Annotated in this window: 18 protein-coding genes and 1 riboswitch; of the genes, 7 read left to right on the top strand and 11 right to left on the bottom strand. The window is 70.3% G+C overall.

All coding sequences use genetic code 11. From position 1 onward, the window contains the following. Positions 1-25 precede the first annotated feature (25 nt). Together ACGFZF_RS26800 and def are read left to right on the top strand one after the other, a co-directional pair. The gene (locus ACGFZF_RS26800) at positions 26-1,006 is read left to right on the top strand and encodes a hypothetical protein (protein WP_147981149.1); all 981 of its coding nucleotides are present in this window, start codon (positions 26-28) and stop codon (positions 1,004-1,006) included. A 60-nt stretch (positions 1,007-1,066) separates the two neighbouring features. Then, the gene (gene def / locus ACGFZF_RS26795) at positions 1,067-1,696 is read left to right on the top strand and encodes a peptide deformylase (RefSeq protein WP_147981150.1); all 630 of its coding nucleotides are present in this window, start codon (positions 1,067-1,069) and stop codon (positions 1,694-1,696) included. Here def and ACGFZF_RS26790 read toward each other — a convergent pair. From ACGFZF_RS26790 to ACGFZF_RS26755, 8 genes are all read right to left on the bottom strand, one after another. Beyond that, positions 1,672-2,073, bottom strand: a complete 402-nt coding sequence (locus tag ACGFZF_RS26790; protein WP_393558124.1) for a DUF2809 domain-containing protein — start codon at positions 2,071-2,073, stop codon at positions 1,672-1,674. The two genes, def and ACGFZF_RS26790, sit on opposite strands and share 25 nt — an antisense overlap. Beyond that, on the bottom strand, positions 2,074-3,090 hold the full coding sequence (locus ACGFZF_RS26785; RefSeq protein WP_356606680.1) for a ribonucleotide-diphosphate reductase subunit beta: 1,017 nt from the start codon (positions 3,088-3,090) through the stop codon (positions 2,074-2,076). It abuts the gene before it with no gap. Then, complete coding sequence (locus ACGFZF_RS26780) at positions 3,090-5,456, bottom strand: ribonucleoside-diphosphate reductase subunit alpha (protein WP_393558121.1); 2,367 nt, start codon at positions 5,454-5,456, stop codon at positions 3,090-3,092. Before ACGFZF_RS26780 ends, ACGFZF_RS26785 begins: the two co-directional genes overlap by 1 nt. Before the next feature lie 127 nt (positions 5,457-5,583). Next, positions 5,584-5,722: riboswitch (cobalamin riboswitch) on the bottom strand. Between the two features lie 40 nt (positions 5,723-5,762). Continuing rightward, on the bottom strand, positions 5,763-6,263 hold the full coding sequence (locus ACGFZF_RS26775) for a GNAT family N-acetyltransferase (protein ID WP_393558119.1): 501 nt from the start codon (positions 6,261-6,263) through the stop codon (positions 5,763-5,765). A gap of 18 nt (positions 6,264-6,281) precedes the next feature. Further along, positions 6,282-6,878 carry a hypothetical protein gene (locus ACGFZF_RS26770; protein WP_393558117.1) on the bottom strand — a complete coding sequence of 199 codons (597 nt, stop codon included), beginning with the start codon at positions 6,876-6,878 and terminating at the stop codon, positions 6,282-6,284. A gap of 85 nt (positions 6,879-6,963) precedes the next feature. Then, positions 6,964-8,586 carry a monocarboxylate uptake permease MctP gene (mctP, locus tag ACGFZF_RS26765; protein ID WP_393558115.1) on the bottom strand — a complete coding sequence of 541 codons (1,623 nt, stop codon included), beginning with the start codon at positions 8,584-8,586 and terminating at the stop codon, positions 6,964-6,966. After that, the gene (locus tag ACGFZF_RS26760) at positions 8,583-8,837 is read right to left on the bottom strand and encodes a DUF3311 domain-containing protein (protein WP_147981156.1); all 255 of its coding nucleotides are present in this window, start codon (positions 8,835-8,837) and stop codon (positions 8,583-8,585) included. Before ACGFZF_RS26760 ends, mctP begins: the two co-directional genes overlap by 4 nt. A 241-nt stretch (positions 8,838-9,078) precedes the next feature. Then, positions 9,079-9,843 (bottom strand): GntR family transcriptional regulator, encoded by a 765-nt coding sequence (locus tag ACGFZF_RS26755; RefSeq protein ID WP_393558381.1) that lies wholly within the window; start codon positions 9,841-9,843, stop codon positions 9,079-9,081. Between the two features lie 285 nt (positions 9,844-10,128). On the opposite strand from ACGFZF_RS26755, the gene ACGFZF_RS26750 reads away from it, so the two are divergent. The 4 genes from ACGFZF_RS26750 to ACGFZF_RS26735 all read left to right on the top strand — a co-directional run bounded on the left by ACGFZF_RS26750 (position 10,129) and on the right by ACGFZF_RS26735 (position 14,858). Further along, a complete protein-coding gene (locus ACGFZF_RS26750) occupies positions 10,129-11,409 on the top strand; it encodes an extracellular solute-binding protein (protein ID WP_393558113.1) in 1,281 nt (426 codons plus the stop codon). Positions 11,410-11,485: 76 nt separating this feature from the next. Beyond that, positions 11,486-12,481: a carbohydrate ABC transporter permease gene (locus tag ACGFZF_RS26745; RefSeq protein WP_393558111.1), complete on the top strand. Its 996-nt coding sequence runs from the start codon at positions 11,486-11,488 to the stop codon at positions 12,479-12,481. Beyond that, a complete protein-coding gene (locus tag ACGFZF_RS26740; protein ID WP_393558109.1) occupies positions 12,478-13,332 on the top strand; it encodes a carbohydrate ABC transporter permease in 855 nt (284 codons plus the stop codon). The genes ACGFZF_RS26745 and ACGFZF_RS26740 overlap by 4 nt, the downstream gene beginning before the upstream one ends. An 8-nt stretch (positions 13,333-13,340) precedes the next feature. Further along, positions 13,341-14,858 (top strand): glycoside hydrolase family 3 protein, encoded by a 1,518-nt coding sequence (locus ACGFZF_RS26735; RefSeq protein WP_393558107.1) that lies wholly within the window; start codon positions 13,341-13,343, stop codon positions 14,856-14,858. Positions 14,859-14,971: 113 nt separating this feature from the next. Here ACGFZF_RS26735 and nagB read toward each other — a convergent pair whose 3' ends face one another. Then, positions 14,972-15,757 carry a glucosamine-6-phosphate deaminase gene (nagB, locus tag ACGFZF_RS26730; protein ID WP_393558105.1) on the bottom strand — a complete coding sequence of 262 codons (786 nt, stop codon included), beginning with the start codon at positions 15,755-15,757 and terminating at the stop codon, positions 14,972-14,974. 701 nt (positions 15,758-16,458) lie between these two features. On the opposite strand from nagB, the gene ACGFZF_RS26725 reads away from it, so the two are divergent. Then, complete coding sequence (locus ACGFZF_RS26725) at positions 16,459-17,925, top strand: sensor histidine kinase (protein WP_147981357.1); 1,467 nt, start codon at positions 16,459-16,461, stop codon at positions 17,923-17,925. A 173-nt stretch (positions 17,926-18,098) separates the two neighbouring features. Here the strand turns inward: ACGFZF_RS26725 and ACGFZF_RS26720 are convergent, their stop codons facing one another. Next, a complete protein-coding gene (locus ACGFZF_RS26720) occupies positions 18,099-18,356 on the bottom strand; it encodes a WhiB family transcriptional regulator (RefSeq protein WP_003953983.1) in 258 nt (85 codons plus the stop codon). A 317-nt stretch (positions 18,357-18,673) separates the two neighbouring features. Then, positions 18,674-19,642: a diacylglycerol/lipid kinase family protein gene (locus ACGFZF_RS26715; RefSeq protein ID WP_393558103.1), complete on the bottom strand. Its 969-nt coding sequence runs from the start codon at positions 19,640-19,642 to the stop codon at positions 18,674-18,676. Positions 19,643-19,654: the final 12 nt, after the last annotated feature.

Below are 19,654 nucleotides of genomic sequence, written 5' to 3'. Positions count from 1 at the left end.
GTGAAGCGACCGGCAGGCGGGAATCGTGAGGATCTTCGGGAAGGTACGGCATCGGCCCTCCGCCTCGTGGCGGCAGGCCACCGACCGCGCGTTCACGCTGATCGGCGACGGCCGGTACGAGGACGCGGGCGCGCTGCTGACACGCGCGGCGGATCTGGAGCCCTGGCTCTCGGAGTCCTGGTTCAACCTGGCGCTGCTGCACAAGTTCCGGCACGACTGGGAGCAGGCCCGGGCCGCGGGGCTGCGCGCCGTCGCGCTGCTCGACAAGGAGACCGGCGCTCCCGACTGGTGGAACGTCGGCATCGCCGCCACCGCCCTGCAGGACTGGCCGCTCGCCCGCCGCGCCTGGCAGGCGTACGGGCTGAAGGTCCCCGGTGCCTCCGCCGGGACGGGCGAGCCCGCCGGTATGGAGCTGGGCAGCGCGGCCGTACGGCTCTCGCCCGAGGGCGAGGCGGAGGTCGTGTGGGGCCGCCGGCTCGACCCGGCCCGCATCGAGGTGCTCTCCATCCCGCTGCCCTCCTCGGGCCGCCGCTGGGGCGAGGTCGTGCTCCACGACGGCGTGCCCAACGGCGAGCGGACCACCAGCGCCGGCCCCTCGTACCCCGTCTTCGACGAGATCGAGCTGTGGGCGCCGTCGCCCGTCCCCACCTGGGTCGTCCTCCTGGAGGCCGCCACCGAGGACGACCGGGACGCCCTGGAGAAGCTCGCCGCCGACGCCGGTTTCGCCGCCGAGGACTGGTCCTCGTCGGTACGGCTGCTGTGCCGCGCGTGCTCCGAGTCGACGATGCCGAGCGCGGAGGGGGAGGGCGAGCACCTCGACCCGCACGACCACAGCGAACCCGGCCACCCCGGGCCGCTCGGCCACCGCTCGCCCGGCGAGCTGTGGGTCCCCGAGCGCGAGTGCGGGATCGCCGCGCCGGCCGGACTGGTCCGCGGCCTGCTCGACGGCTGGGTCGCCGACAGCCCCGACAGTCGTGAGTGGCGGGATCTCGAAGAAGTCTGCTGACCACTGCCCGTAGGCTGTACGCGACCATCGACTGGGGTTCTGAGGAAGGCGTGCGGCGGAATGGCGCAGCAGGAGACTGACGAGCAGATCAACGACGGGTTCGTCGTCGACACGGAGGACTGCGAGGCGCGCGAGCTCGCGTACCGCGAGCGGGGGACGTCGCGTCCGATCACGGTCGTGGGCAACCCCGTGCTCCACAAGGAGTGCAAGGACGTCACCGAGTTCGACGACGCGCTCGCGACGCTGATCGACGACATGTTCGCCAGCCAGCGGACCGCCGAGGGCGTGGGCCTCGCCGCCAACCAGATCGGTGTGGACCTCAAGGTCTTCGTCTACGACTGCATGGACGACGAGGGCGTGCGCCACGTCGGCGTCGTCTGCAACCCCGTCCTGGAGGAGCTGCCGGCCGAGCTGCGCGCCCTGGACGAGTCCAACGAGGGCTGCCTCTCCGTGCCGACGGCCTACGCCGAACTCGCCCGCCCCGACTACGCGGTGGTCCGCGGCCAGGACGCCCAGGGCAACCCGATCAAGGTCCGCGGCACCGGCTACTTCGCGCGCTGCCTCCAGCACGAGACGGACCACCTGTACGGCTACCTGTACATCGACCGGCTCTCCAAGCGCGACCGCAAGGACGCCCTGCGCCAGATGGCCGAGGGCACCCCGCGCTACCCGGTCGTCGCCAACGACTGATCCGCGTCGGCACGCGGGCGCACGGCGCGGTGGACGGCCCAGCCGACCACCGCGCCGATCGCGTACCAGAGCAGGTCCGGCGCGTTGAACGACGTGCCGAGCACCAGCCGGGCGAGCGCGGAGCGCGCCGCCAGCTCCGCCGGGACCCCCGTCAGCTGGAAGAACTCCACCGCCACGCTGAACCCCAGTGCGATCCCGGCCGCCACGGCGGGCCGGACCCGCGGCGCGAGCAGCACCACCAGCGTCAGCACCAGCACCGTGTAGAGGGCGTCCCCCGCGTACTTCGCCACGACGCCCGACGCCGCGGACCTGATTCCCAGGCCCGCGGCGACGGTGAGCAGGGCGGCGGCGCCGGCCGCCACCCGCGTACGGATCACTCAGAAGTCCTCGTCGAGGTCCACCGAGCCCTCGACCGCCACCTGATAGGCGGACGGGCGGCGCTCGAAGAAGTTCGTCAGCTCCTGGACGCCCTGCAGCTCCATGAACGCGAACGGGTTCTCGGAACCGTACACCGGGGCGAAACCGAGGCGCGTCAGGCGCTGGTCGGCGACGCACTGGAGGTACTCGCGCATCGACTCGGTGTTCATGCCCGGCAGGCCGTCGCCGCACAGGTCGCGGCCGAACTGGAGCTCCGCCTCGACGGCCTCCCGCAGCATGGCGGTGACCTGCTCCCGGAGCTCGTCGTCGAACAGCTCCGGCTCCTCCTTGCGGACGGTGTCCACGACCTCGAACGCGAAGTTCATGTGCATCGTCTCGTCACGGAAGACCCAGTTGGTGCCGGTGGCCAGGCCGTGCAGCAGGCCGCGCGACCGGAACCAGTACACGTAGGCGAAGGCGCCGTAGAAGAACAGGCCCTCGATGCACGCGGCGAAGCAGATCAGGTTCAGCAGGAAGCGACGCCGATCGGCCTGCGTCTCCAGCCGGTCGATCTTCTCGACCGAGTCCATCCACCGGAAGCAGAACTGCGCCTTCTCCCGGATGGAGGGGATGTTCTCCACGGCGGCGAACGCGGCGGTGCGGTCGTCCGGGTCGGGCAGGTAGGTGTCGAGCAGCGTCAGATAGAACTGGACGTGCACGGCCTCCTCGAAGAGCTGCCGCGACAGGTACAGGCGCGCCTCGGGGGAGTTGATGTGCTTGTACAGCGTGAGCACGAGGTTGTTCGCGACGATCGAGTCACCGGTCGCGAAGAACGCCACCAGCCGGCCGATCATGTGCTGCTCGCCGGGGGTGAGCTTGGCGAGGTCGGCGACGTCGGAGTGGAGGTCGACCTCCTCCACCGTCCACGTGTTCTTGATCGCGTCCCGGTAGCGCTCGTAGAAGTCCGGGTACCGCATGGGCCGCAGGGTGAGCTCGAAGCCCGGGTCGAGGAGGTTCTTCTGTTCGTTCGCGCTCATTACTGGCAGGCCTCGCAGGACTCGGGGTTTTCCAGGGAGCAGGCGACCGCGTCGGGGTCGGCGACCTGCTGGACGGGGATGGTTGCGGCGGCCGTCGACGCCTGGGCGGCGCGGGCGATCCGGGTCGCCGGGCGGGACCGCAGGTAGTACGTGGTCTTCAGACCCTGCTTCCAGGCGTACGCGTACATCGACGACAGCTTGCCGATGGTCGGCGTCTCCATGAACAGGTTCAGCGACTGGGACTGGTCGAGGTACGGCGTCCGGGCCGCCGCCATGTCGATCAGACCGCGCTGCGGGATCTCCCAGGCCGTGCGGTACAGCTCGCGCACCTCGGCCGGGACCCAGGTGAAGCCGGCCACCGAGCCGTTGGACTCGCGCAGCGCCTCACGGGTCTGCGCGTCCCAGACACCGAGCTTCTTCAGCTCGTCGACGAGGTACGAGTTGACCTGGAGGAACTCACCGGACAGCGTCTCGCGCTTGAAGAGGTTGGAGACCTGCGGCTCGATGCACTCGTACACACCGGCGATCGAGGCGATCGTCGCGGTCGGCGCGATGGCGAGGAGCAGCGAGTTGCGCATGCCGACGGCGGCGACCCGCTCGCGCAGCGCGGCCCAGCGCTCCGGCCAGGTGAACTCCACGCCGTAGTGGTCGGGGTGCAGGACACCGCGGGCGGTGCGGGTCTTCTCCCAGGCGGGCAGCGGGCCGTTGCGCTCGGCGAGGTCGGCGGAGGCCTCGTAGGCGGCGAGCATGATCCGCTCGGCGATCCGGGTGGAGAGCGCCTTCGCCTCGGGGGAGTCGAAGGGCAGCTTCAGCCGGAAGAACACGTCCTGGAGGCCCATCGCGCCCAGGCCCACCGGACGCCACCGGGCGTTGGACCGGCCGGCCTGCTCGGTCGGGTAGAAGTTGATGTCCACGACACGGTCGAGGAAGGTGACGGCCGTGCGGACCGTCGCGTCGAGCCGCTCCCAGTCGATGTCGCCGGTCGCCAGGTCCACGAACGCGCCGAGGTTGACCGAGCCCAGGTTGCAGACCGCGGTCTCGCCGTCGTCCGTGACCTCCAGGATCTCCGTGCAGAGGTTGGAGGAGTGGACCGTGTGGCCCGGCTCCGCCGTCTGGTTGGCCGTGCGGTTCGAGGCGTCCTTGAAGGTCATCCAGCCGTTGCCGGTCTGGGCGAGCGTCCGCATCATCCGGCCGTACAGGTCACGGGCCGGCATGGTCTTGCGGGCCAGGCCCTTCGCCTCGGCGGCGCGGTAGGCGGCGTCGAACTCCTCGCCCCACAGGTCGACCAGCTCGGGCACGTCCGCCGGGGAGAACAGCGACCACGGGGCGTCGGCGTTGACCCGGCGCATGAACTCGTCCGGGATCCAGTGCGCCAGGTTCAGGTTGTGCGTGCGCCGGGCGTCCTCGCCGGTGTTGTCGCGCAGCTCCAGGAACTCCTCGATGTCCGCGTGCCAGGTCTCCAGGTAGACGGCGGCGGCGCCCTTGCGCCGGCCGCCCTGGTTCACGGCCGCGACGGAGGCGTCCAGCGTCTTCAGGAACGGCACGATGCCGTTGGAGTGCCCGTTGGTGCCGCGGATCAGCGAACCGCGGGCGCGGATGCGGGAGTACGACAGGCCGATGCCGCCCGCGTGCTTCGAGAGACGCGCGACCTGGTGGTACCGGTCGTAGATGGAGTCCAGCTCGTCCAGCGGAGAGTCGAGCAGGTAGCAGGACGACATCTGCGGGTGGCGGGTGCCGGAGTTGAAGAGCGTGGGGGAGGAGGGCAGGTAGTCGAGCCGGCTCATCAGGCCGTAGAGCGCGGTGACCTCGTCCAGCGCGCGCGTCGAGTTGTCCTCGGCGAGCCCGGCGGCCACGCGCAGCATGAAGTGCTGGGGCGTCTCGACGACCTTGCGGGTGATCGGGTGGCGCAGCAGGTAGCGCGAGTACAGGGTGCGCAGGCCGAAGTAGCCGAAGCGGTCGTCGCCGGCCGGGTCCACCGTCGCGTCGAGCGTCGCGCCGTGCAGCCGGACGAACGCGGCCGTACGGTCGGCGATCAGACCCTCGCGGTGGCCGACGGCGACGGAGGCCGAGAAGCACACCGCGCCCTGACCCGCCGCCTCGTCGGCGATGGTGATCGTCAGGAGCCGGGCGGCGAGCCGGGAGTACGCGGGGTCCTCGGCGATCAGGCCGGCGGCCGCCTCGGTGGCCAGCTCGCGCAGTTCCGCCTCGTCCGAGCCGGCGCTCCGGCCGCGCAGCGCGGCGGCGGCGACCTTGCCGGGGTCGGTGTCGGGGAGATCGGCGGTGAGGTCGGTCAGGATCCGCAGCAGCACGGTCCCGGGTCCGTCGCTCTCGATCGCTGCGGCCGGATCGGCGGGCGCGATGGTCACGTGGGGGCTCTCCCTCGCTCGGCTCGGGGCCGGCGGGGGAAGCGGGCAGCCGGGCACCCGTACGCAGGGTGCGCCGCGCCACCGGCCCACTCCGCGAGGCCCGGACGTCTGTGACACCCGGAACGGACGGACCGGGCGCACTGTCGGCAGGTCTTCGGACTCACCTGGCGGATGAAAACGCCATAAGCACACCGTTGCGGGACAGTTCCGGACTTGCACCGGATTCCCCTGCGGCGACAGCGAGCACGAGCATACATGTGGGGGGCGCCCCTGGAGACACCCCCCACATGTTGTGTCGTTCCGTGCTCAGAGCTCCAACGCGTAGGTGTGCAGGGGATCCATGTCGGCCAGCGGGCTCCAGTCCCGGTCAGGGGTACGGACGAAGCCCGCCCGCTCGTAGATCCGGTGCGCGGCGGACATGCGCGACTGGGTGGAGAGCACCAGCCGCCGGCATCCCGGTGTCCTGCGCGCCCGCTCCACGCAGGCCCGGACGAGGGCCTCGCCGACGCCCCGGCCGCGGGCGCCCTTCGCCACGGCGAGCATCCGGAACTCGGCCTCGCCCTCGCGCGCGATGTCGGCCCACTCCCCGCCGGCGACGAAGGTCACGCCGCCGAGCACCGTGCCGGCGCGGTCCACCGCCACCAGCACCTCCGCTTCCGCGGCCCGCCGGGCCACGTTCCGCAACAGGCGCAGGTAGTCGTCGTCCTCGCCGAAGTCGAGGTGCCCGTCGTCGAGGAAGGCCCGCGCGGTGACCTCGCCGAGGGCGTCGTACTCCTCGGGCCGTACCGCCCTGATGGTGAAGTCCATCCAGGCAGTGTGCCGCGCTCAGCCGCTCGCGCCCACTCCGTTGTCGGGGGCTCCGTCGCCGACCGGTGGCAGGTCGCCGCGCTCGACGGGCCCGCTCCCGCTCGTCCGCCGCGGCAGGACCGCGTCCAGTTCGGCGTCGTCGGCGCGGTGCGCCTCGGCGGCGGCCTCCCGCAGCAGGTCCTTTCCCACGGACAGCGGGGCGGCCAGCTCGACGCGCAGGCCGTTCTCGTTGCGCAGGTACGCGTGCCGGTCGGCGGAGTGCCGGTACCAGCCGCCGCCCTCCCTCACACAGGTGTCGCCGGCCGGCGGGGCGGCGCAGTCCCGCTCGGTGAAGGGGCGCCGCTCCGCGGAGAGGGTCAGCTGCTCGCCGGCGGGCCCGACGTAGGTGAGCTGGAAGCCGTCGTCGCCGATGACGCCGGCCGACTGGAGGGCCGGCCGGAACCCCTCGGCCTCGGTGACGTACACGTGCTCGACGCGGGTCTGCGCGGCGTGGGCGCGCGCCTCCAGCTCCGCGTGGTCGGGCGCCGGTCCGCCCGGGACCTCGGTGCCGCAGCCGGTGACGGCGAGCACGAGGGGGAGCAGGACGAGCAGGGAGAGGCGAGGTCCGGTTCTCATCCGCACATCCTTTCGTGACGACGGCGAAGGCCGCCGCGCCTTCCCCGGGGGAAGCGCGGCGGCCTTCGTCACCTTGCGGGCGGGGTCAGTGGCCCGCGCCCACCTTCGGCAGCTCGGTCTGCACGCCCGCGTCGCCGGCGTCCGCCGTGTAGTCCGACGGGGACGTCTCGTCCACGCCCTCGGGCGCCTTGAGGGCCTTCAGGACGAACGTCAGGACGACGGTCACCACCACGTTGATCACGAAGGCGGTGAGGCCGATGTAGCCGATCTCGCCGATGCCCGGGATCTCGGCGGACGAGCCGCCGAAGTGCTTCTGCGTCGGGCTGGCCACGCCGTACGCCGCCGCCGTGCCGTAGACCATGCCGACGGCCCAGCCGGCCAGCAGCGCCCAGCGGTGGAACCAGCGGGTGAACAGGCCGCCGACCAGGGCCGGCAGCGTCTGCAGGATCCAGATGCCGCCGAGCAGCTGGAAGTTGATCGCGACCGTCTTGTCCATGGTGAGGACGAAGACCAGCGCGCCGACCTTGACCAGCAGCGACACCAGCTTGGACACCTTGGTCTCCTGCTCCGGCGTGGCGTCCGGCTTCAGGAAGTCCTTGTAGATGTTGCGGGTGAAGAGGTTGGCCGCGGCGATCGACATGATCGCCGCCGGGACCAGCGCGCCGATGCCGATGGCGGCGAAGGCCACGCCCGCGAACCAGTCGGGGAACATGTTCTCGAAGAGCTGCGGGATGGCCAGCTGGCCGTTGGTCACCTTCACGCCCGCCGCGATCGCCATGAAGCCGAGCAGCGCGAGCAGGCCCAGCATCAGCGAGTAGAGCGGCAGGATCGTCGTGTTGCGGCGGATCACGTCACGGCTGCGCGAGGACAGCGTCGCCGTGATCGAGTGCGGGTACATGAAGAGCGCCAGCGCCGAACCGAGCGCGAGCGTCGCGTAGCCCCACTGGCCCATCTCGCCCGGCACCAGCGCGCCACGCGGCTTGTCGGTGGCGGGGTTGATCGTGGCGTACGCCTCGCCGGCCTTGGCGAAGATCTCGTCGAAGCCGCCCAGCTTGATCGGGATGTAGATGATCGCCACCGCGATGACGAGGTAGATCAGCGTGTCCTTGACGAAGGCGATGAGCGCCGGCGCGCGCAGTCCGGAGGAGTACGTGTACGCCGCCAGGACACCGAAGGCGATGAGCAGCGGCAGGTCCTTGACGAACCAGTGCGTCGTCTCGCCGCCGCCCACGCCCATCACGTCCAGGACGGCCTGGATGCCGACGAGCTGGAGCGCGATGTACGGCATGGTGGCGAGGATGCCGGTGACGGCGACCGCCAGCGACAGGCTCTTGGAGCCGAACCGGCCGCGGACGAAGTCCGAGGTGGTCACGTATCCGTGCTTGTGGGACACCGACCACAGCCGCGGCAGGAAGGTGAAGATCAGCGGGTAGACGAGGATCGTGTACGGGACGGCGAAGAAGCCCGCCGCGCCGGCCGCGTAGATGGCCGCCGGGACGGCGACGAAGGTGTACGCGGTGTAGAGGTCGCCGCCCAGCAGGAACCAGGTCACCCAGGTGCCGAACGAACGGCCGCCGAGGCCCCATTCGTCCAGGCTGTGCTCGTTCTCGGCCCTGCGCCAGCGCGAGGCCAGGAAGCCCATGACCGTGACGGCCAGGAAGAAGAAGATGAAGACGCCCAGAGCGACGCCGTTCACGCCGTCCTTCATCGCGACGCACCTCCCTTGCGGGCGCGCTGGTCACGCTGCCACAGCTTGTACGCGACCATCGTCAGCACGGTGGAGACGACGACCCAGGCCATCTGGTACCAGTAGAAGAACGGGATGCCGATGAAGGTCGGATCGACCTTCGCGTACGAGCTCACCCAGAGCATCGCCACGAAGGGCGCGACCAGACAGAGCGCCACGATCACGCGTACCGGTGTCACGACCGGTTGTTTGTCTTGCGTCACTTCTGACATATGGCGACTCCGTCCCCTCGCTGAACACCGTTGATCACGCGGGTAATGCGCGTGCAATCTAGGGGACTGGTCCGCTCCATGGAACCCCCGTCCGGATAACGGACGAATCTCGATGGACGTCGCACGGAGATACGCCAGTGCCCCGACACACCTCACGGATGTGTCGGGGCACCGGTTCACGCCGAAGTGGCGGAATCTTTTCAGTCTTTCGGCCGGATGGCCGGGAGTCGTCCGCGGGCGGTCAGCCGTTGGGGCGCTGCAGCCGGGCGACGAACTTGTACCGGTCGCCGCGGTACACCGAGCGCACCCACTCGACCGGCTCGCCCTTCGCGTCCAGCGAGTGGCGGGACAGCATCAGCATGGGCAGGCCCACGTCGGTGCCGAGCAGGCCGGCCTCGCGCGGGGTGGCGAGCGAGGTCTCGATGGTCTCCTCGGCCTCGGCGAGGTGGACGTCGTAGACCTCGGCGAGCGCCGTGTAGAGCGAGGTGTACTTCACCAGCGAACGCCGCAGCGCGGGAAAGCGCTTGGCCGAGAGGTGGGTGGTCTCGATCGCCATCGGCTCCCCGCTGGCGAGGCGCAGCCGCTCGATCCGCAGCACCCGCCCGCCGGCGGCGATGTCGAGCAGGCCGGCCAGCGTGTCGTCGGCCGTCACGTACCCGATGTCGAGCAGCTGCGAGGTGGGCTCCAGGCCCTGTGCCCGCATGTCCTCGGTGTACGAGGTCAGCTGCAGCGCCTGTGAGACCTTGGGCTTGGCGACGAACGTGCCCTTGCCCTGGATCCGCTCCAGGCGGCCTTCGACGACCAGTTCCTGCAGTGCCTGCCGCACCGTCGTGCGCGAGGTGTCGAACTCGGCGGCGAGGGTGCGCTCGGGCGGGACCGGTGTGCCGGGCGGCAGGGTCTCCGTCATGTCGAGCAAGTGCCGCTTCAGTCGGTAGTACTTGGGCACGCGCGCGGTGCGGGTGGCGGCGCCGCCCTCTGTCTCGCTGTTGCCCGCGTCCGTGGCCATGGCCTGCCTTCCCGACTCCTGTGTTGCTGCCGTCACCGGCTCCTCCGTCTATAGCGGCTCACATGGTGGCACGGACCGGTCACGGGTCGTCGCCCTCCCTCAGGTGTCGGTCCGATAACGGACCCGACTGCCCTTCTTATACACCCTTGACACCCCTAAAGGTCTAGGCCAAGCTCCGGGTACTGGTCTAAACCATTAAAGACCAGCTCCCAGCCCCACGAGCACTACTCGACGTATGTCTTCGCGCGGTGGGCAGGGTTTGCAGGCATCCCTGAGGAGGGTGGCGTGAAGCGCAAGCTCATTGCGGCGATCGGTGTCGCGGGCATGATGGTCGGCATTGCCGCGTGTGGCGGAGCCGACAAGGGTGGGGACAAGGCCGGCGGCGAGGCCAAGGAGCTGACCGTCTGGCTGACGGTCGACGCCCAGAACAACTGGCCTGAGCTGGTCAAGGCGGCCGACGACGCGGTGACCAAGAAGCACCCCGGCATCAAGATCAAGCACGAGTACTACGGCTGGCCGGACAAGAACACCAAGCTCGACGCGGTGCTCGCCACGGACAAGGCCCCGGACGTTGTCGAGATGGGCAACTCCGAGATGATCAGCTACATGGCCAAGGGCGCCTTCGCCCCGGTCGAGGCCTCGAAGTTCGACAACTCGGGCCAGTGGCTGGACGCCCTCAAGGAGTCGGTCACCTACAACGGCAAGACCTACGGCGTCCCCTACTACGCCGGTGGCCGCGTGGGCACCTGGCGCAAGGACGTCGCCGCCGAGGCGGGCGTCAAGGCGGCCCCGAAGACCTGGGCCGAGCTGACCGCCGCCCTGGACGCCATCCAGGCGAAGAAGGGCGACAAGTTCAGCGCCTGGTACCAGCCGTCGCCGGACTGGTACGCGGCCATGTCCTTCGTCTACGAGCAGGGCGGCTCGATCGCCAAGCAGGACGGCGAGACCTGGAAGGCGAACCTGTCCTCGCCGGAGTCCATCAAGGGCCTCACCGAGTACAAGAACATCGTCGACAAGTACATGCACGGCGACAAGACGAAGGACGAGTCCGACCGTCCCGTCGTCTTCGGCCAGGGCAAGTCCGCGATGATCTTCTCGGCGGCCTGGGAGGGTGGCACCGCCGCCACTCCCGAGAACGACAAGGTCGGCGGTCTGAAGGACAAGCTGGAGACCTTCGTGACCCCCGGTCCGTCCGGCAAGAACCTCCCGGTCTTCCTCGGCGGCTCGGACCTGGCCATCCCGGTCAAGTCCAAGGCGCAGGGCGTCGCGGCCGAGTGGATCGCCGCCTTCACCGGCCCCGAGGGCCAGAAGGGCCTGATCGGCAAGGGCAACCTGCCGAACAACAAGACGGACCTCGCCCCGCTGAAGAGCGACCCGGCCACCGCGGTCGCGGCCACCGCGGCCGAGTCCAGCTGGTTCGTCCCGACCGCCCCGGGCTGGGGTCAGGTCGAGAAGGCGCAGACCCTCAAGACGTTGCTCATCGACATCGCCAAGGGCAAGAAGACGGTGGAGCAGGCCGCGAAGGACGCGGACGCCGCCATCGACAAGGTCATCAACACCAAGTGACCTGTGGGCAGGGCCCCGTCACCGCGACGGGGCCCTGTCGCCCGTAAGCAGGAGAGGGATCGCTGAGGAGCACGGGATGAGTGCCGCAGACACAACCACCGCGAAGGTGCCGCCGGTGCGGCAATCGCCACCATCCGGCTCCGCAGCCGGTACGCCCGGGAGACCGGGGAAGAAGGGGACCTCGGACGGCTCGGGAGTGCCGTGGCTGCTGCTCGCGCCATGCCTGCTCGTCCTGCTGCTCGTGCTGGGATACCCGCTCGTCCGCCTGGTCACCCTCTCCTTCCAGAACTTCGGCCAGGCCCAGCTCTGGGGCTTCGAGGAAGCGCAGTCGGCCGGCTTCGACAACTTCACCAAGATCCTCGGTGACACCGAGTTCTGGACCGTCGTGCTCCGCACCGTGGTCTTCGCGGCCGCCGCCGTGATCCTCACCATGGTCCTCGGCATGCTGATCGCGCTGCTGCTGCAGAAGGTCTCCGGCTGGGTCAAGCTGCTCGTCAACATCGTCCTCGTGGCGAGCTGGGGCATGCCCATCATCGTCGCGACGGCCATCTTCAAGTGGCTCTTCGACGCCGACTACGGCGTCCTGAACTGGCTGATCGACAAGCTGCCCGGCGTCGACATGATCGGCCACAACTGGTTCGCCAGCGGCCCGCAGGGCCTCGCCGTGATCGTGCTCCTCGTCGTCTGGGGCGCCGTCCCGTTCGTCGTGATCACGCTCAGCGCCGGCCTCACCCAGGTGCCCAAGGAGCTCGAAGAGGCCGCCCGCCTCGACGGCGCCGGAGCCTGGGGCGTCTTCCGCTTCGTCACGCTGCCGATCCTCAAGCCGATCATCGTCATGCTGACGACGCTCTCGGTCATCTGGGACATGGGCGTCTTCCCGCAGGTGTACGTGATGCGCAACGGTCACCCCGAGGCCGAGTTCCAGATCCTCACCACGTACTCGTTCGACAGGGCGTTCGTCGTCAACGACTACGGCACCGGCTCGGCGATCGCGCTCGTCACCGTCGTCCTGCTGCTCGGCGTGGTCGCCGTCTACATGCGCCAGATGCTGAAGATCGGAGAGGTGGAGTGACCACGAACACCGCGGCCCGCGCCGTCAAGCCGCACCGCACGTCCAAGTTCGGCTGGAACCTGCTCGGCCTGCTCGTCTTCGTCACGGCCGGCTTCCCGGTCTACTGGATGGTGAACACGGCGTTCAAGCCGTCCAAGGACGCCATCGACCCGGACCCGCACTTCTACCCGACCACGTTCACGCTGGAGAACTTCCGGCGCGCGCTGGACATCGCGGACTTCTGGGGCCCGGTCGGCCGAAGCCTCGTGGTCTCCCTCGTGGTCGTGGTCATCGGCATCGCGGTCGGCATGCTCGCCGCCCTCGCCATCTCCCGCTTCGCCTTCCGCGGCCGCAAGATCGTGATCGTCGGCATCCTCGCCGTCCAGATGGTGCCGCTCGTCGCGATGATCATCCCGGTCTTCCTGCTGCTCAACGACCTCGGCCAGTACGACAGGCTCACCGGCCTGATCATCACGTACCTGACCTTCATCCTCCCGTTCACGGTGTGGACCCTGCGCGGCTTCATCGTCAACATCCCCAAGGAGCTGGAGGAGGCCGCCCAGGTCGACGGCTGCACCCGCACCGGCGCCTTCCTCCGGGTCGTCTTCCCGCTGCTGGCGCCGGGCATGGTCGCCACCTCCGTCTACGCCTTCATCCAGGCGTGGAACGAGTACCTCTACGCGCTGATGCTGATGAGCCAGCAGAACCAGACGGCCACCGTCTGGCTCGGCAACTTCATCACCAAGAACGGCACCGAGTACGCACCGATGATGGCGGGCTCCACCATGATGGCCGTCCCCATCGTGATCCTCTTCCTCCTTGTCCAGCGCAAGATGGCCGCGGGTCTGACGGCCGGCGCAGTGAAGGGATAAAGCCGCCCATGACCACACTCGTACGCGGCACCGGCACCCTGACCCGCGACGCACTCACGGTGCTCCAGCCGGGTTTCGTCGGCACCACCGCGCCCGACTGGCTGCTGCGCCGCATCGGGGAGGGACTCTCCTCGGTCGGCCTGTTCGGCCGGAACATCGACACCCCCGAGCAGCTCGCCGCGCTCACCGCGCAGCTGCGGGCCGAGCGGGACGACGTCCTGGTCGCCATCGACGAGGAGGGCGGGGACGTCACCCGCCTCGAGGTCCGGCAGGGCTCCTCCTTCCCCGGCAACCACGCCCTCGGCTCCGTCGACGACACCGATCTGACCCGGGCCGTCGCCCGGGAGCTCGGCCGCCGGCTCGCCGCGTGCGGGGTGGACCTCAACTGGGCCCCCTCGGCCGACGTGAACTCCAACGCCGACAACCCGGTCATCGGCGTCCGGTCCTTCGGGTCCGACCCGGACCTGGTGGCGCGTCACACCGTGGCGTACGTCGAGGGCCTCCAGGCCGTCGGCGTCGCCGCCTGCACCAAGCACTTCCCCGGGCACGGCGACACCAACGTGGACTCCCACCACGCGCTGCCCCGGATCGATGTGGACCTCGCCACACTGCACGCCCGTGACCTGGTGCCTTTCCGCGCCGCCATCGCAGCGGGTTCCAAAGCGGTCATGAGCGCGCATATTCTGCTCTCCGCGCTCGACCCGAACCGTCCGGCGACCCTGAGCCCGCAGATCCTGACCGGTCTGCTGCGCCAGGAGCTGGGCTTCGACGGGCTGATCGTCACCGATGGCATGGAGATGCAGGCCATCGCGTCGACGTACGGCATCGAGCGCGGATCCGTCCTCGCGATCGCCGCGGGCGCCGACGCCATCTGCGTCGGCGGCGGGCTGGCCGACGAGGACACCGTACTGCGGCTGCGCGATGCCCTCGTCGACGCGGTACGGACCGGTGAACTGCCCGAGGAACGGCTGGCCGACGCCGCGGCGCGCGTGCGCGCCCTGGCGTCCTGGACCCAGGCGCACCGGGTCGGGGGGGCTGTTTCGGGGCCGGGCGCGGCAGTGCAGGAGGGGACCGCGCCCGGCACCGACATCGGACTCGTCGCGGCCCGCCGGGCCCTGGTGGTGACCTCGGGGGAGCGGCCCTACACGCCGATGACCAGCGCTCCCTACGTGGCCTCCTTCACCCCGGTCGCCAACTTCGCGGTCGGCGACGAGACGCCGTGGGGGGTCGCCGCGGAGCTGGAGCGACTGCTGCCCGGCACGCGCACCGGCTCGTACGCGGAGCCCTCGGTGGACGCCGTGCTCGCCGCCGCGGGGGAGAGCCGCATCGTCGCCGTCGTCCGGGACGCCCACCGGCACCCGTGGATGGCGGAGGCCCTGGACGGCCTGCTGGCGGCCCGCCCGGACACCGTCGTGGTGGAGATGGGCCTGAACCAGGCGGCGCCCCGCGGAGCCCTGCACATCGCCACGCACGGCGCCGCGCGGGTCTGCGGCCGGGCGGCCGCGGAGGTCATCGCCGGCGCCTGAGCCGGTGCGGATCCGGGCGACCCGAGTACGCGAAGGAGGGCCGGTACCCCGCGGGGTACCGGCCCTCCTTCGCGTACTCGGGGGTTCGTGCCGGGGGTCGTTTCGAGCTCCGGTCAGATGCCCTGCCAGCCGGGCTTCTCGGCGAAGGTGTGGCGGAAGTAGTCGGCGAGCTTGAGCTTGGAGGCGGCGGCCTCGTCGACGACGACCGTGGCGTGCGGGTGCAGCTGGAGCGCGGAGGCTGGCACGAGCGCGGCCACCGGGCCCTCGACGGTCTGCGCCACGGCGTCCGCCTTGCCCTCGCCGGTGGCCAGCAGCACCAGGTGCCGGGCCTCCAGGATGGTGCCGATGCCCTGGGTGATGACGTGGTGCGGCACCTGCTCGATGTCGTCCTCGAAGAAGCGCGCGTTGTCGATCCGGGTCTGCTCGGTGAGCGTCTTGATCCGGGTGCGGGACGCGAGGGAGGAGCACGGCTCGTTGAAGCCGATGTGCCCGTCGGTGCCGATGCCCAGGATCTGCAGGTCGACGCCGCCGGCGGCGGCCAGGGCGCGGTCGTAGGCCTCGCAGGCGGCCTGGACGTCCTCGGCGGCGCCGTCGGGGCCCATGAAGGCGTCCTGGGAGAGGCCGAGCGGCTCGACGACCTGGCGGAGCACGGTGGAGCGGTAGGACTCGGGGTGCCCGGTCGGCAGCCCGACGTACTCGTCCAGCTGCGCGATCCGGGCGCGCGAGGCGTCCACGGAACCGGCCGCGACCTGGGCGATCAGGGCTTCGTAGATGGGCAGCGGGGTCGAGCCGGTGGCAACGCCGAGCAACGCGTCGGGCTTGCGGCGCAGGAGGCCGGCGATGCCGTCCGCGATGAGCTCGCCGCCTGCCGTGGCGTCCGGGACGATGACAACTTCCACGCTGTGCCTGCCGATCTGGTGAGGGGCCTGTGTGGTATAGACCAATCTAAGTTTCAATCTAGCAGAGTGGGAGCCCTTCGCTCAGGTCCGTCCGCGGGACGGACCCTCTTCTCATGGTCGATCGGCGCCCTCGGCCCAGCCACCCGGCCGGGCCCCGCGCGCACGGGCCCGCGGCGCCGTCCCGCCGGACCGGGAGGCGGCCTCGCGCACGGGCCGTCGTCGACGGGGCGTGAAGGGCCCGGGGCGGGCTTCCGGCGGTGCCCGGGTGTCCGGGGCGGCCGGCGCCGTCCCGGGGCCGGAGGCGGCGGCGGAAGGCCGCGCGCGTTGAGCGGATCGGTCCCGGGGGCCGTATCTCCAGGGGGGAGGGCCCGGAAAAACCCGCGGGCCGCGGCGCCTGACGGGACCCTCAACCCGTCCGGCACCGCAGCCCGGAGTTGCCCGGCCGGGGGTGTGCGGTCCCGCGGCCGTGAAGGAGGTCTCGACGCAGTCAGGGCAGAGAGCGCCGGGTACCTCGTTCCACCCTCCTGTGCGGGGAGGGTGGAGGTCTCTTGATGATGCTCCCAGTCATTGTGGACTAGACCATTCTGGTCTGTCCATCCATATCGACAGGGTCCTTCCCGGCCCATCCTCCAACACGAACGCCGTGAGATCCAGGTTCATCGCCCCTGAATTCCGCGGGTACGCTCGCACATGTGCCCTCCATGAACGACCTCGTCCGCCAGCACACCGCTCTGAGTGAGTCCGACCTCGAGTGGCTCCACCTGCTGGTCTCGGAGTGGCAGCTGCTCTCCGACCTCTCCTTCGCCGACCTCGTGCTCTGGGTTCCCACCCTGGACGGCACCCGCTACGTCTCCGTCGCCCAGATGCGGCCCAACACCGGCCCGACCTCCTACCAGGACGACATGGTCGGCCATCTCGTCCCGCGCGGCCGGCGTCCGCTGCTCGACGCCGCCCTCGACGAGGGGCGCATCGTCCGCGAGGGCGACCCCGAGTGGCGGGAGGAGGTCCCCGTACGGGTCGAGTCCATCCCCGTGCGCCGGGAGGGCCGGGTGCTCGGCGTGATCGCCCGCAACACGAACCTGCTGACGGTCCGGACCCCGAGCCGGCTGGAGCTCACCTACCTCCAGTCCGCCTCCGACCTGGCCCAGATGATCGCCGCCGGCTCCTTCCCGTTCGCCGGCGAGGCCGTCGACATGGACGCCTCGCCCCGCGCCGGAGACGGCCTGATCAGGCTCGACGCCGACGGCATCGTCCAGTACGCCTCGCCGAACGCCCTCTCCGCCTACCACCGGCTCGGGCTCGCCGCCGACCTGGTCGGCCAGCACCTCGGCCAGATCACCGCCGAACTCGCGCCCTCCCGCGGCCCCGTCGACGAGGCCCTGGTCAAGCTGGCCTCCGGCTACGCCCCCCGCGAGGCCGAGGTCGAGGGCAACGGCGGTGTGATCCAGCTGCGGGCGATTCCCCTCAAGCCCAAGGGCACCCGCATCGGTTCGCTCGTCCTGCTCCGGGACGTCACCGAACTGCGCCGCCGCGAGCGCGAGTTGATCACCAAGGACGCCACCATCCGGGAGATCCACCACCGGGTGAAGAACAACCTCCAGACGGTGGCGGCGCTGCTGCGCCTCCAGGCCCGCCGCATGGACTCCGACCGCGGTCGCGAGGCCCTCAACGAGGCGGTGCGCAGGGTCGGTTCGATCGCCATCGTCCACGAGACGCTGTCCCAGAACCTCGACGAGCGCGTCGAGTTCGACGAGATCGCCGACCGGGTGATCGCGATGGTGGCCGAGATCTCGCCCGGCAAGGTCACCTGCCGGCGCAACGGCCGCTTCGGCATCCTCGACGCCGAGGTCGCCACCCCGCTCTCCATGGTCCTCACCGAGGTGCTGCAGAACGCCCTGGAGCACGCCTTCGCGCCGGGCGAGCAGGGCACGGTCGAGGTGGCGGCCGTCCGGGGCGAGCCCCGGGCCGACGCCCGGCTGCTGATCACGGTCCGGGACGACGGCCGCGGTCTGCCCGAGGGCTTCGACCCGCAGCGTGCCGGCAACCTCGGTCTGCAGATCGTGCGGACCCTGGTGGAGGGGGAGTTGGGCGGTACGTTCGACATGCAGCCCGGCCCGGAGCGCGGCACGAAGGTCGTCCTCGACATCCCCGTGCGGCCCCAGAAGTAGAGCCCGCCGAACCCGGCGGCGGTCCTCCGCGGTGTGCACAGCAGCGAGCCCCGGACCGAGTGGATCGGTCCGGGGCTCGAATGCTGTGGGTTACTGCTGCGCGCTGCGGCTCAAGGGCGGTGATTGCGTACGCGATGTACGCGCCGCTTGCCTGAGGCTCGTCGCGGGTGGCGTCAGGCGCTGGCGTTACGCGCCCGGTTGCGAGCGGCACGGCGCTTCATCGCGCGGCGCTCGTCCTCGCTGAGGCCACCCCAGACGCCGGAGTCCTGGCCGGACTCGAGCGCCCACTGCAGGCACTGCTCCATGACGGGGCAGCGGCGGCAGACGGCCTTGGCTTCCTCGATCTGCAGCAGCGCAGGACCGGTGTTGCCGATGGGGAAGAACAGCTCGGGGTCTTCCTCACGACAAACGGCGTTGTGACGCCAGTCCATGGCTGCTACCTCTCTTGGTATTACGTGCAGGTTGCTTGTGAATGTGAACGCTTTCACGAATCCCCCCGCAACGGAAGGGCCGACTGCCAGATGAACTGGTGTGGTCCTGAGACTGAGGAGGGGTTCTGGCTCTCAGTGGAGGCCGGTCTTGCGGGCCGTCCCGATCGCCATGAAGAGATTCGCAAACCTCGGCGGCGGATACAACCCCTTCCGGAAAGTTTTTTTTGATTCCTCGGTGTCGGCTAGGTCACAGCCGTACTTCTAAGGGGTGGATGGCAGCCTAAACGTTCGAGTGAAAGGACTTTGGGCCCTTCCACTCACACAATCACACGCAGTGCACGGCGTACGCCTGTGAACGCCACGCTCGTACGCAGTCCGAGGTGGTCGCCGTCCATCTGCAGGGGCAGCGGCACCTTCGAATGCAAGGTGAAGTCGGTCAGGTCGTGCAGAGTCCTCGCGTGCTTGCCGTGCGGGCCGCGTTCGGGCGTCGAGGTGAGCAGCTGAGTGGCGTAGCGGGCCACCGCCGGAGTCGACAGCCGGCTCAGTCCGAGGACGTCCAGCGCGGTGTCGAAGGAAGCCTCCGGGGACGCGTACACCGGGCGATTGCCCAGGTAGGTCCAGGGGGAGGTGTTGCAGATTATGGACAGGACCAGGTCCTCGACCGGGTCCTCGCCGGGCCGCTCCAGGGTGATGGTGCCGTGCCGGCGGTGCGGCTCCTCCAGGAACTGGCGGAACACCTGGCGGAGGTACAGGGCATGGGTCGAACGCTTGCCCCGCTCCCGCTGCTGTTCGACTCGGCCGATGACGCTCGCGTCGAATCCGAAGCCGGCGCAGAACGTGAACCAGCGGGCCGGCACCGCTTCGTCCTCGGTCCCCGGGGCGCCGGACGCGAGCCCGAGGCTCACTGTGCGTGCACGGCGTTCACGGAGGGCGTCGAGGAGCGCGCCGGTCGCCTCCACCGCGTCGTTCGGCAGACCGAGGGCCCGGGCGAAGACGTTGGTGGACCCACCGGGGACCACCGCGAGGCCCGGGAGCCGGTCGGGATCGGGTCCGGCGTGGAGGAGGCCGTTGACGACCTCGTTCACCGTGCCGTCGCCGCCGAGGGCGACCACCAGCTCGACGTCCTTGGACTCGGCGGCCCGTCTTCCCAGGTCACGGGCGTGTCCGCGGTACTCGGTGGTGACGGCCTCCAGCTTCATCTCGCTGGCGAGGGCGTGGATGAGCACGTCACGGGTGCGGGCACTGGTGGTGGTTGCTGCCGGGTTGACCACGAGAAGTGCGCGCATGGCCGCCAGGGT

Source organism: Streptomyces sp. NPDC048338 (assembly GCF_043201055.1).
Taxonomy (GTDB): domain Bacteria; phylum Actinomycetota; class Actinomycetes; order Streptomycetales; family Streptomycetaceae; genus Streptomyces.
This window is presented reverse-complemented; position numbering and strand designations above follow the sequence as displayed.